Here is a 12,156-nt window from a genome sequence, read left to right on the forward strand (position 1 = left end):
CGGTATTCAGGTAGAGCCCCGGCCAGGGGGTTGCACCCACAAAAGGCACACTCGAAGGCGTCGCAGGCCGCAACCCCGCCCAGAAACGGGCCTGATCCCAGTGCCCTGCCTTGGGAAAGCAGTGCGCCAACCGGTCCAGGATCTGGCGGCAGCGTGCCGGATCAATGTCCTGGCGCCAGCCGTCAATCTCCGCCATGCCCGCCACGCGCAGCTCATCCCCCAGACGGGAATAGACCAGCTTGTATTCATCATCGATCAGGCTGACGGTGTAGGCCTGTTCCGGATCCCGCACCGGTACCGTCACGGAATAGCCACGCGCCGGATATACCGGCAGGTTGATGCCCTGGGGCCGCAGCAGGGGCGCCGAGAAGCTGCCCAAAGCGACCACCACGGCATCCGCCTCCAGGTGGGTAAAGGCCCCGGCCTGATTCAGCCGGACCCGCCGCACCGCCCCACCCTCGGTTTCAAGCCCCATAACCCGGCTGTTGAACAGGAATCGCACGCCTGCCGCACCTGCCATCCCAGCCAGCTGGCGGGTGAAAACATGGGCATCACCGGATTCATCACCGGGCGTCCAGGTGGCACCTCTCAGCTCCGGCTGCAGCGTGCCGAGGGCGGGCTCCCTCGCCACTGCGTCAGCAACGTCAATCACATCGCGCTCGCAACCCAGGGCCCGCATACGGGCGGCAGGGCCATGGGCGGCCGCATAGACGTCCGGGTCGGTGTAGAAATGAAGGATGCCTTCCCGGCGCTGGTGGTGCTCGATCCCGGTGCGTTCGCGCAGTTCCGAAAGGCATTTCCGGCTGTACAGGCCGAGCCGCACGACGGTCTCGAGATTCCGTGCATAGCGGCGACTGCGGCATTCGCTGAGAAAACGCAGCCCCCAGGCCCACTGGTGGGGATCCAGACGCGGCCGGAAGCGCAGGGGCGCATCAGAGCGGAACAGCCAGCGCAGGAGCTGGGCAGGGGCGCCCGGGCTGGCCCAGGGCTCGGCGTGGGACACCGAGACCTGGCCGCCGTTAGCGAAGCTCGTCTCCTCGCCCGGGCCACCCCGGCGTTCCACCACGGTCACATCATACCCGGCCTCACGCAGGTACCAGGCTGTGGTGGTGCCGATCACACCGGCACCCAGGACCGCCACATGCATCCGCCGCTACTCCAGATTGAGGGTGCGCGGCAGTGTAACCGCCAGGCCTGCCCGCCACCAGAGCACGGCCACACCAATGCCGTGGATGTTGAGCAGCACAATCAGGATCCAGTCAAAGGCATACTTGATGCTGTCGTAATCAACCGCCGGAATGGACTGAAGGATCAGCGTCAGGATCGCGATGCCCAGAGTAACGCCACTCAGCGCCAGCAACCGGGCGCCGCCACGCTGCAGCAACGGATAGCGCGAACGCCACAGTACACTGCCCAGCAGGATCTGGACGATGCCCGTCACGCCCACGTAGCCCGCTGTGCCGATGCGCCGTGCCAGCGCGAAAGCATCTCCGGCATGGCCCAGGCTCAGCACATAGGGCAACAGGAAGGCCGCTGCCAGCGCACCGAGCCAGCCCACGGCCTTACCACGCGGGTACCCCAGCGCCTGCAGCCAGCGGTGATTGATGGCCCAGAACAGGACCTGGAGCGTAATCGCCGGAATCATGACGCCCTTGAAAATGAAATAGGCCAGGCCGTTGCGCCCGGTGGCGCTGATGGAAGTACAGGCATCCCAGTACGGAACACACCAGGGCACATAGCCATTCCACGCGGACAGCAGATAGGTGGTGTGGAACGTCAGTATCGGCAGCAATGCGGTGACGAATCCCAGCCAGGCGAGCCGGATTTCCCGGTTCTTCAGTTCATGCACCATCGGCCGCCTCCATGGTGCCATTGAGTCCGGTGGTTTCACGGCACAGTTTCAGCCACTGATCCACGCCGGCGCTGCGATACTTCTGGCGATGCAGGATGAAATAGAACGAGCGGGCCAGATCCCGGTGAGGCACGGGAAGCGGGATCAGGTCTCCACGGTCGAAGGCATCCCTCAGGGCCACCTCGGACAGGCAGCCCACGCCCATACCGGTACCCACGGCGCGCTTGATGGCCTCGGTGTGCTGCAGTTCCAGCAGCACGTTGAGATCCGGCAGCAGCCCGTGCATGGCCCGATCAAAGGTCTGGCGCGTTCCGGAGCCGCCCTCGCGCAGGATCCAGGTGGCTGCCAGAATGTCTTCGTCGGTCAGCGCCTCACGCCCGGCCATCGGGTGGTCCGGGGCGCAGAACACCGTCAGCCGATCGCCACGCCAGGGGATCACCTCCAGCTCTGGAGAATGGATTTCTCCCTCAATAAGGCCCACATCCAGTTCAAAATCGGCCACCTTGCGCCCGATGGTGCGGGTGTTGGCGATCTCCAGCGAGACATTCGCGCCCTCGTTTTCGCTCATGAATCGTGCCATAATCGGCACCGCCATATAGTTGCCGATGGTCAGTGTGGCACCCACCTTGACGTGCCCCACCTCGGCATGACGCGCCAGCGCATGTTCCAGCTCGTGGGCTTCATCAAGCAGCGCGGCGACTCTCGGGCGCACCAGCCGGCCCAGCTCATTGAGCTGCAGGCGCTTGCCCATGCGGTCGAAAAGCTGAACGCTGAACTGGTTCTCGAGATCACGCAGCGCACCGCTGGCAGCGGACTGGGACATGGCCAGCTCATCGGCCGCGCGGGTTATGTTTTCATTACGGGCCGTGGCAAGGAACACCTCAAGCTGGCGCAGCGTGTACTTCATAATCGATTGTTCCGATAGAACATAGCCTGATAATCCATTCAACCAATACATACGTTAAACACTGGGTATCGTCCAGGCAACTGCCTGCGCCCACTCACCCGGTGAGCCATCAGCGAGGTAGCATTCATGGGCAAACACAATGTGGAGAAAGTACTGGACGTTCACCACTGGACGGACGAACTCTTCAGCTTCCGCACAACCCGTGATCCGGCATTCCGGTTCAAGAACGGCCAGTTCACCATGATCGGCCTGCAGCTGGAGGACGGCAAGCCGCTGATGCGGGCCTACAGCATGGCCAGCGCCAACCATGAGGACACCCTTGAGTTCTTCAGCATCAAGGTCCAGGACGGCCCCCTGACCTCACGCCTGCAGCACCTGGAGGTGGGCGATGAGGTGCTGGTCGGCCAGAAGCCCACGGGCACTCTCATCGGCGGCAACCTCCTGCCCGGGCGCAACCTCTACCTGATCGGCACCGGCACTGGCCTGGCACCCTTCCTGAGCATCATCAAGGACCCGGAGATCTACGAGCAGTTCCAGAACGTCATCCTGGTCCACGGGGTGCGTTACGTGGATGAGCTCGCCTACCACGAAGCCATCACCAGCGAACTGCCGCAGCATGAGTACCTGGGCGACATGATCCGGGACCAGCTGACCTACTACCCCACGGTCACGCGTGAAAATTTCGAGAACCAGGGCCGCGTTACGGACCTGATCGAAAGCGGCGAGCTGACGAAGAACCTGGGCATGCCCGACCTGAGCCTGGAAGAGGACCGCTTCATGATCTGCGGTAGCCCGGGCCTGCTCAAGGACATGGTGCGCATCCTCACCGAGCGCGGCTTCCAGGAGGCCAAGCAGGGCCACCAGGGCCATTTCGTGATTGAACGCGCCTTCGTGGAACAGTGATGCGATAATGATGGCAGCGCCGGCGGTTGTCGTTACACTGGTACTGACGGTGAGCGGCAGCCGGAGGCGCCCATGAACCCCGAAGAGTTCCTCAGAAAATACGGCATCGAGTCCTCGGACCAGGAGCGGGAGCATTCACTCCGCGAGAATTCCTGGGAACGGGCGGTGCGTCTCCATCAGCCGAACGCCGGTACGCCGCACGACTGGGAAGAGTGGGAACACGCCAGCGAACGCTATGGCGTGGAGGTGGAAACCGGCGAAGATGAAAGCGACCCCACCCGCCCCCATCACGAGGAAGCGGAGATGATCGATGACCGGCCCACTGTCATGGACTGGCTGATTACCCGCTGGCGTCGCCTGCGCAAGCGGGTACTGGGTCACTGAGTGCGGAAACGCCCCATGGTGGTACGCAGCTGATTCATCTGCGCCTGTATGGCGCGGGCCGCCTCAACCGTCTGACCCGCATCCGTGTCCGTCTGTTCGGCCACCTCTGAAACGGCCTCCATCCGCCGGCTGATGTCGTCCGACACCTGACTCTGCTGTTCCACGGCAGCCGCGATCTGATCGTTCATGCCCTGAATCTGGCTGATCGCTTCCATGACCCGGTGGATGGCCTCGGACGTTTGATTGACCGAGGCGACGCTCTCCCGGCTGGCACGGGCACTGGCCTCACTCTCGCTGACCAGGGTCTGGACCTGCTGCTGGAGCCGCTCAATGGTTTCCTGCACCTGGTTGGTGGAATCCTGAGTCCGCTGCGCCAGGTTGCGGACCTCATCCGCCACCACGGCGAAACCTCGGCCCGATTCACCGGCCCGAGCGGCTTCAATGGCCGCGTTCAGCGCCAACAGGTTGGTCTGATCGGCTATCTCCCGGATCATTCCGAGCACCTTACTCACATCCTGGGCGTCCTGCTCCAGGCTCTCCATGGTGCGTGCCGTCTCCGCGAACCGGGTATCCAGATGATCGATGCGCTGGCGCGCCTCGCGTGCCACGCTGTCCCCCTCGTTCGCGGAATCCGCCGCTTCATGGGCATGGCTGGCCGCGCTCTGGGCATTACCGGAAACGTCCTGAATGGATGAAGCCATCTGATTGACCGCGGTCGCCGCCTCGCTGACATCTCGGCTCTGGCGGTCCGCCCCCTCGTGGGTCTTGGCCGTGACGTCCAGCACCTGCTGCAGGCTGTTTTCCGCCGTGGCCGTAGCCGCATCGATCTGGCGCAGCAGGTCGCCCACATGGGCAACCATCAGATTGTAGGCCTCCAGCATCTCACCCACTTCATTCTCGCGGATCTCGATGCTGAGAGTCTCCGAGAAATCCCCGTCAGCCACCTGGCGAAGTTTCTGTCGCAGCCGCTCCACCTGTTCCATGAAATGGAAATTGCCATAGATGCGACCGATCGCCAGCATGCCGACCATCATCACCAGCAGCGCCATGCCTGCCATGGCCGCCTGGCGACGAGCGCTCTGATCAGCCTTCCTGAGTGCCGTCACGCCCTCCACGAGCGCATTCCGCACCCTGTCCGAAGCCTGCAGGAGAGCTTGTGCTTCCGGAGCGGAGCCACCACCAGCCTGCTCGACCAGGCGTCGGTAATCCTGCCATGGGGCATCCAGCGCACTGAATGCCGCCCGGTCCCCGGTCAGTGACCCCAGGGTGCGTTCCAGCTCATCCAACTGATCCCCGGCGCCAGCACCATCGGAAACCCGTTCATTAACCGCAGCAAGCTGCTTCTGCGCCGTCACTGCAGTGGCAATGGCATCGGGCTCCGGAACAAGATTGCGCCAGAGACTCGCCGCCAGCCCCGCCAGCAGCACAAAAATCAGGATGAAGGAAACAAGAAACTGGGCGTTAAAGGTTCTCAGACCGACAAGGGCCATCATCCGGAAAACCAGGTTGGCGACCCACTCCCGCATAGACTGCTCCACGAATACCGTCTGAATGGAACCGGTTCCGGGATCCTCAATGGAGGACCGGAAAAATCAATAAAGAAGCCTCTACCGAATATTGTAGAACAATCAAATGTCCTTCAATTTCAGCTTCTTAGAGGCATTTTGTGAGACCGGTCATGGATCCCGACTCCAGCTTAAGGCCTGGATCACAATTTGATCATCAGCCCCTTCTTAACCCTCTCGATAGCCGCTCATGATGAGTCTGGACAGACTGTTCTTTATACCGCAACCAGGGATCAGTGGCGATGACAATTCTCATGAAACAGCAATTCCTGGGCGACTGGCGTGAAGGGTTGAGCGCCGCGCAGTGTCGCCCGCTGATCCAGCACTACGGGCGGCAGTCCAGCGCCTACTTCAACCTCCAGTCCGACGTGCGCCGCTTCGGGGACCCACGACTCGGGTTTGTCGCCTATGCGCCCGTCAACACCCTGCTCGGGCGCGTCAACATCGTTTTTGCCAACCCCGTCTGCGCGCCTTCCATTCAGTCCCTGCTTCTTAGGCAGTGCCTGGAACAGGTGCCGGGCCAGTTTCTGTTCAGCGGCATCGACGACAGTGTGACCGGCGACCTCCAGGCACTGGGGTTCACCATCAATGCCATGGGTACGGAATTCCGGGTACGCATCCCGGCGTTCGACACAGTGGGGCGCGACAAGAAGCAGCTCCGCCACGCCGGCAATCTGGGCAGGCGCTGTCAGCTGCGCGTGCGGGAACAGCAGGCCCGCGAGGTGGACACCCGGCAGATGGAACGCATCTCCCGGCACTGGCGCCAGCACAAGCGGGTGCGCAGCCACGAGCTCCGGCTGCTCACGCGGCCGCCGGTATTCAGTGACGAATGGGGGGTACGCCGTTTCTACGCCTACGACAGGGAAGACCGGCTGCTTGGTTACGTCTTCTTTGATCCCTTCTTTGAGAACGGTAACGTCGTTGGATACACCGCCAACATCCTGCGCCAGGACATGGAGCAGAGCCCCAGCGGCCTTCTCGATTTCATCATCCTGGAGGCCATGGAATGCTTCCACCGGGAAGGTATCGAATACCTGTCCCTTGGGATATCCCCCCTGCACAACATCGAGGCCATCCCCGGTGACAATCCCCTGATACGGCATGTGGCCCAGTTTCTATACCGCCACGGCAACCGCCTCTATGCCTTCCGGTCGCTGGCCTACCACAAGACCCGGTATCGCGGTGAGGAGACCCGTTGGTACCTGGCCAGCCGCGAGACCAGCACCCTCAAGGTGGCCTGGAGCCTGCTGCGCGGCACCGGGATCCTGGGAAGCCCGGATTACGTCCAGCCCTCAGGGGATTCATCGGTTCCTGTCCCGGGCTGATCCACACCACGCATTGCCGGGCATCGCCACAGCCCCTATACTGTATATATAAACAGTTCTGAGGTGGCAATGTCCGTTCATCCCCGCACACAGCTTGAACAGGATCCCCGCCTGTGGCGGGCCAGCCAGCAGAAATCCGGCCACTCCCGGGGGGTTGCCAGCGGTTTTGAAGCCCTCGACCAGCTGCTGGCCACCAGCGGCTGGCCACAGGGAGCTCTGATCGAATGCCACAGCGCCCTCAACGGCATTGGCGAGCTGCAGCTGTTTGCCCATGCCATGCGCCAGTGTGTCCGCAACGAAACAGCCCTGTTCTGGGTGGACCCACCCCATGCGCCCTACCCGCCGGCTCTGGAAGGCATGGGGCTGCCCCCGGAGCACTGCTTCCTGGTGCGCACTGGCAGCCGTTCGGATCACCTCTGGGCCCTGGAACAGCTCCTGGGCAACAATGCGGTGGGTATGGTGATGGGGTGGAGCCGGCGGCGTGATCCTGCCGCACTCCGACGACTGCAGCTGGCTCTGGAAGAACGCCGCACCCTGGGCGTCCTGATCACTCCGGAAACAGGCGCCAGCCAGGCCTCGCCCGCCCCCATGCGCCTGAGCCTTGAAGCGGTGCCCGGGGCAAACCAGCTGCGGGTGACACTGCTGCGCCAGCGCGGCGGTCAGGCAGGAAGCCGAACCCTGACACTGCCTCCCGTCATCCCCCGTCAGACGGTGTGACCCAGTGCTGTGGCTGTATCTCCATCTGCCCTCGCTGTTGCTGGATCACCACCAGAGCCACGATGCGCCGGTGGCACTGAGCACAGGCTCGCCCCCGGTGATCCAGCAGCCGGACGAACAGGCCCGGCAGACGGGTGTCCGGGCAGGCCAGTCCATGGCCACAGCCCGTGCTCTGTGCCCGCAACTCGCCCTGGTCCCCTTCAGCGACGCCCGCCAGGCGGAACTGCTGGAGCAGCTGGCAACGGCACTCTACCAGCTGGCCTCCCCACTGGCCCTGTGGCCTCCGGATGGCCTTCTGATCCGTGCCGACCGGCTGCGCCACCTCTACCCGCAACCCGAGGATCTGGCGACAGTACTTACGCAGTACCTGTCACAGCATGGACTGAACGGCCACATGGCCACCGGCACCAGTCCGCGCATGGCCCGGCTTCTGGCTCGCCACGGCAGCGCTGTATGCACGGATGATCCGGAAACCATGCACCATGCCCTGCGTCGCCTGCCGGTCACGGCCACGGACTGGCCTGCCAGGGTCCGCCAGCGACTGACCCGAATGGGCCTGCAGCACCTGGAGGATCTGCTCGCGTGCTGCCCCGCGGAGCTGACCACCCGCCTGGGACCGGAACTGTACGACGACCTGCAGCGGATACTCGGGCGATCCGGCGATCCCGTTCAGGAGTTTCACCCCCGGGCAGCGTTCCATCAGAGCCTGACGCTGACCCGGGAAACCCGGAGCACCGACCATCTGAAAGCCCCTCTGTCGCATCTTCTGGAAGCCCTCGAGACCTTTCTGCGCCAGCGCCAGTGCCGCTGTGACCGGCTCAGCCTCACCCTTCACCATCCCGACCGGGCACCCACCTCCCTGGCACTGGAAACCAGCCAGGGAGAGACCAGGGCAGAGGCCTTCCTGGAGCTGGCCCTGCTGCGACTGGCCGCGACCTGCCTGCCCGACGACGTAAACGCCCTGTCACTGGCAACAGAACGCACGGTTGCCCTTGATGCCACCGAAAGCCACGACCTGTTCGACAGCGGTGAAAGCCGGCAGCAAGCCCGTGAAACCCTGCTGTACCGGCTGCGGGCCCGGCTGGGGCGGGACAGCATCCAGTCCCCTGGCCGGACCCCGGACCCGCGTCCGGAGCGCTGTGCCCACTGGCAGCCCGCCCGGCAACGGGGCACCAGCACACCCCCGCGTTCAGGGCCGGCACGCCCCTTCTGGCTCCAGCAGCCACCACAGCCGCTGCAGCGCCCCCCGATCCGCTGGCTCAACGGCCCCGAGCGCATCCAGGGCGGCTGGTGGGATGGCGACTATGTACGCCGCGACTACTACATCGCCCTGCTGGACAACGGCCAGCGCGCCTGGCTGTTCCGCAACCGACAGGATCAGTGGTTTATTCACGGATGGTTCGGATGACAGAGGATTACGCCGAACTCCACTGCCTCAGCAATTTCAGCTTCCTGCGCGGCGCCTCGCATCCGGAGGAGCTGGTCGAGGAGGCCGACCGTCTGGGGTATCAGGCCCTGGCGCTGACCGATGAATGCTCCCTGGCTGGCGTCGTTCGGGCCCATGCCAGGGCACGCTCGCTGGAACTGACCCTCCTGGTCGGCAGTACGTTCAGGCTTCAGGACCTGCCCGGCACCCTGGTTCTGATCGCCCCGGACCGCCAGGGCTACGCCGCGCTCAGTCAACTCATCACCCGGGGGCGCCGGCGCAGCGACAAGGGCCATTACCAGCTCTGGTCCGAGGATCTGGCGCTGTGCCAGAAGCAGTGCCTGGCTCTGTGGCGCCCCGGTTTCAGCCAGTCGGATGCGGAGCACGGCCAACAGCTCATGGCGATGTTCCCCGGCCTGCGGCTGATGGCCGAACGGCCTCTGGCCCAGAACGACCGTCAGCGCCTGCGCTGGCTGAAACAGCTCTCGGCCCGCCACGGGTGTGCAGTGGTGGCCACAGGCCATGTCCTGATGCACCGGCGAGGGCGCAAGCCCCTACAGGACCTGGTCACCGCCATCCGCCTGGGCCGCCCCCTGACGGAGGCCGCCGACCAGCTCCAGGGCAATGCCGAAGCCTACCTGCGCCCACGCGAGCGACTGGCGCGCCTGTTTCCCCCTGCCTGGATCCGTGAAACCCTGAATCTGGTTCAGGAGTGTCGTTTCGGTCTGGACGAACTGCGCTACGAATACCCCGGCGAGCTCGTTCCCGAGGGCCATACGCCCACCACCTGGCTGCGGGAACTGGTTGAACAGGGCCGTCACTGGCGCTTCCCGGACGGCGTTCCGGATACCATTGACCGCCAGCTCAGCCATGAGCTTGAGCTGATCGAGTCACTGGCCTACGAGCCTTTCTTCCTGACCATCCATGACATCGTCCGGTTCGCCCGCGAGCGCGGCATTCTCTGCCAGGGGCGGGGCTCGGCCGCCAACTCTGTGGTCTGCTACTGCCTGGGCATCACCGAGGTGGACCCCCGGCAGATCAACCTGCTGCTGGAGCGCTTCATCTCGAAGGAGCGCGGCGAGCCCCCGGACATTGACGTGGACTTCGAGCACGAGCGCCGCGAGGAGGTCATCCAGTACATCTACCGCAAGTACGGGCGCGAACGCGCCGCCCTGGCCGCTACCGTCATCTGCTACCGCCCGCGCAGCGCCCTGCGCGATGCCGGCAAGGCCCTGGGGCTGGACCCGGTGCACATCGAACAGCTGGTCCAGGGCATCGACTGGCGCGACGGCGAGGATGACTGGGAGCAGCAGCTGCGCCGCAAGGGCCTGCTGGACGACCAGGGCCCGGCCCGTCACCTGCTGCCGCTGGCACGCGAACTCATCGGCTTCCCGCGCCACCTCTCCCAGCATGTGGGGGGATTCGTTATCGCCTCGGAACGGGTCGCCGATCTGGTCCCGGTGGAGAACGCCGCCATGGCCGGGCGCACCGTCATCCAATGGGACAAGGACGACCTGGAAGCCCTGGGCCTGCTCAAGGTGGACGTATTGTCCCTGGGCATGCTCACGGTTATCCGCAAGGCCCTGGCGATGGTGGGCGAGCGTGGCGGCCCGGCCAGCCTGGCCGACGTCCCGCCGGAATGCCCGGCGGTCTACCGCATGCTCCAGAGAGGGCACAGCATGGGTGTATTCCAGGTGGAATCCCGGGCCCAGATGAGTATGCTGCCGCGCCTGAAACCGGATAAGTATTACGACCTGGTGGTCGAGGTGGCCATTGTGCGCCCCGGCCCCATACAGGGGAACATGGTGCACCCCTACCTGCAGCGCCGGAATGCGCCGGACGACGTTCCCTACGCGGACGACCGCATCCGCGAGGTGCTCGAGCCCACTCTGGGGGTGCCCATCTTTCAGGAACAGGTCATCCGGCTCGCCATGGTGGCGGCCGGCTTCAGCGCCGGTGAGGCTGACCAGCTGCGCCGGGCCATGGCCGCCTGGAAGCGCCACGGCGATCTCTCCCGGTTCCGGGAAAAGCTCATAGATGGCATGAACAGTAACGGTTACAGCACTGAATTCGCAGAAAATCTATACCGCCAGATGAAGGGCTTCGGCGGTTATGGCTTCCCGGAATCCCACGCCGCCAGCTTCGCCCTGCTGGTCTATGTCAGCGCCTGGCTCAAGTGCCATCACCCGGCAGCTTTTCTATGCGCCCTGCTCAACAGCCAGCCCATGGGGTTCTACTCGCCGTCACAGCTGGTCCAGAACGCCCGGCGGGAAGGCGTCGAGGTGCGGCCCGTGGACATCAACCAGAGCCATGAGGCACACCGCCTGGAGGACGACGGCGACACCCCCGCCGTGCGTCTGGGCCTGAGGCTGATCGACAGCCTCGGGCGGGATGCCGCCCTGCATGTGGTTGAATGCCGCCCCTGTGGCGGTTACGCCAGCCTGCAGGACCTGCGGCGGCGTACGGGGCTCGCCAGCCCCGATCTGGAAGCCCTGGCCGCCAGCGGTGCCCTGCAGCCACTGAGCGACAACCGCCACCAGGCCCGCTGGGACCTGCTGGAGCCGGATCATCCCCTGCCACTGGCGGGGGATGGAGGGCAGCCGCCGCGGGATTCCCGCTCCCGCATGCCGGCCCCTGATGAGGCCCAGCGGACGCTCGAGGACTGCACCAGTCTCGGGCTCACACTGGAACGCCATCCACTGGCCCAGCTGCGGGACCGGGGCCGACTCCGTCACTGCCTGCGGGCCGTGGATCTGGAGAACGCCGAAAGCAGCCGGCCCGTGGCTGTATCAGGACTTGTCACCGGCCGACAGCGCCCCGGTTCCGCCGCCGGCGTTACCTTCGTGACCCTTGAGGACGAGACCGGCAATATCAATGTGATCGTCTGGCGGGACACCGCCCGCTGTCAGCGCCGCCCCCTGCTCAACGCCCGGCTGTTGCAGGTCCGTGGCACCCTGGAGCGTCAGGAAGGGGTTATCCACGTGATCGCCGGGCGCCTGGATGACCTCAGCCATCTCATTGACAGGCTCAACGTCAGAAGCCGAGACTTCCAGTAATTCCCGACTCCGCGAGGCGCC

The 12,156-nt window shown here is 64.6% G+C and carries 10 protein-coding genes; 6 read left to right on the plus strand and 4 right to left on the minus strand.

Features of this window, described 5'->3' with window-relative positions; all coding sequences use genetic code 11:
• The 3 genes from QZ501_RS08365 to QZ501_RS08375 all read right to left on the minus strand — a co-directional run.
• Positions 1-1,147: D-amino acid dehydrogenase (locus tag QZ501_RS08365; RefSeq protein ID WP_295718707.1), on the minus strand; the 1,147-nt coding region annotated here is incomplete at its 3' end.
• Between the two features lie 6 nt (positions 1,148-1,153).
• Positions 1,154-1,852 (minus strand): hypothetical protein, encoded by a 699-nt coding sequence (locus tag QZ501_RS08370; RefSeq protein WP_160898867.1) that lies wholly within the window; start codon positions 1,850-1,852, stop codon positions 1,154-1,156.
• Positions 1,842-2,759, minus strand: a complete 918-nt coding sequence (locus QZ501_RS08375; RefSeq protein ID WP_295718710.1) for a LysR family transcriptional regulator — start codon at positions 2,757-2,759, stop codon at positions 1,842-1,844. The genes QZ501_RS08370 and QZ501_RS08375 overlap by 11 nt, the downstream gene beginning before the upstream one ends.
• 126 nt (positions 2,760-2,885) lie before the next feature.
• Between QZ501_RS08375 and QZ501_RS08380 the strand changes: the two genes are divergently transcribed.
• Both QZ501_RS08380 and QZ501_RS08385 read left to right on the plus strand, forming a co-directional pair.
• Positions 2,886-3,662 (plus strand): ferredoxin--NADP reductase, encoded by a 777-nt coding sequence (locus QZ501_RS08380; protein WP_151439341.1) that lies wholly within the window; start codon positions 2,886-2,888, stop codon positions 3,660-3,662.
• A gap of 72 nt (positions 3,663-3,734) precedes the next feature.
• On the plus strand, positions 3,735-4,046 hold the full coding sequence (locus QZ501_RS08385) for a hypothetical protein (protein WP_151439340.1): 312 nt from the start codon (positions 3,735-3,737) through the stop codon (positions 4,044-4,046).
• Here QZ501_RS08385 and QZ501_RS08390 read toward each other — a convergent pair.
• Entirely contained in the window at positions 4,040-5,572 is a 1,533-nt protein-coding gene (locus tag QZ501_RS08390; protein ID WP_295718714.1) for a methyl-accepting chemotaxis protein, read from the minus strand. The genes QZ501_RS08385 and QZ501_RS08390 overlap by 7 nt on opposite strands.
• A 293-nt stretch (positions 5,573-5,865) precedes the next feature.
• On the opposite strand from QZ501_RS08390, the gene QZ501_RS08395 reads away from it, so the two are divergent.
• The 4 genes from QZ501_RS08395 (at position 5,866) to QZ501_RS08410 (ending at position 12,135) form a co-directional block, all read left to right on the plus strand.
• The gene (locus QZ501_RS08395; RefSeq protein WP_295718716.1) at positions 5,866-6,936 is read left to right on the plus strand and encodes a DUF2156 domain-containing protein; all 1,071 of its coding nucleotides are present in this window, start codon (positions 5,866-5,868) and stop codon (positions 6,934-6,936) included.
• A gap of 69 nt (positions 6,937-7,005) precedes the next feature.
• On the plus strand, positions 7,006-7,653 hold the full coding sequence (gene imuA, locus QZ501_RS08400) for a translesion DNA synthesis-associated protein ImuA (protein ID WP_151439337.1): 648 nt from the start codon (positions 7,006-7,008) through the stop codon (positions 7,651-7,653).
• A 4-nt stretch (positions 7,654-7,657) separates the two neighbouring features.
• Positions 7,658-9,061 carry a DNA polymerase Y family protein gene (locus tag QZ501_RS08405; protein WP_160898871.1) on the plus strand — a complete coding sequence of 468 codons (1,404 nt, stop codon included), beginning with the start codon at positions 7,658-7,660 and terminating at the stop codon, positions 9,059-9,061.
• The gene (locus QZ501_RS08410; RefSeq protein WP_295718720.1) at positions 9,058-12,135 is read left to right on the plus strand and encodes an error-prone DNA polymerase; all 3,078 of its coding nucleotides are present in this window, start codon (positions 9,058-9,060) and stop codon (positions 12,133-12,135) included. Before QZ501_RS08405 ends, QZ501_RS08410 begins: the two co-directional genes overlap by 4 nt.
• The last annotated feature ends 21 nt before the right edge of the window (positions 12,136-12,156 follow it).

The organism is uncultured Halovibrio sp. (assembly GCF_913056445.1).
Classification (GTDB): Bacteria; Pseudomonadota; Gammaproteobacteria; order Pseudomonadales; family Oleiphilaceae; genus Halospina; species Halospina utahensis_B.

What these genes read in the sequence shown, in the direction of transcription:
- QZ501_RS08385 (WP_151439340.1), top strand. Translation starts at nt 3,735, where the DNA reads ATGAACCCCGAAGAGTTCCTCAGAAAATACGGCATCGAGTCCTCGGAC.
- QZ501_RS08390 (WP_295718714.1), bottom strand. Translation starts at nt 5,572, where the DNA reads ATGCGGGAGTGGGTCGCCAACCTGGTTTTCCGGATGATGGCCCTTGTC.
- QZ501_RS08395 (WP_295718716.1), top strand. Translation starts at nt 5,866, where the DNA reads ATGAAACAGCAATTCCTGGGCGACTGGCGTGAAGGGTTGAGCGCCGCG.
- QZ501_RS08380 (WP_151439341.1), top strand. Translation starts at nt 2,886, where the DNA reads ATGGGCAAACACAATGTGGAGAAAGTACTGGACGTTCACCACTGGACG.
- QZ501_RS08370 (WP_160898867.1), bottom strand. Translation starts at nt 1,852, where the DNA reads ATGGTGCATGAACTGAAGAACCGGGAAATCCGGCTCGCCTGGCTGGGA.
- imuA (WP_151439337.1), top strand. Translation starts at nt 7,006, where the DNA reads ATGTCCGTTCATCCCCGCACACAGCTTGAACAGGATCCCCGCCTGTGG.
- QZ501_RS08410 (WP_295718720.1), top strand. Translation starts at nt 9,058, where the DNA reads ATGACAGAGGATTACGCCGAACTCCACTGCCTCAGCAATTTCAGCTTC.
- QZ501_RS08375 (WP_295718710.1), bottom strand. Translation starts at nt 2,759, where the DNA reads ATGAAGTACACGCTGCGCCAGCTTGAGGTGTTCCTTGCCACGGCCCGT.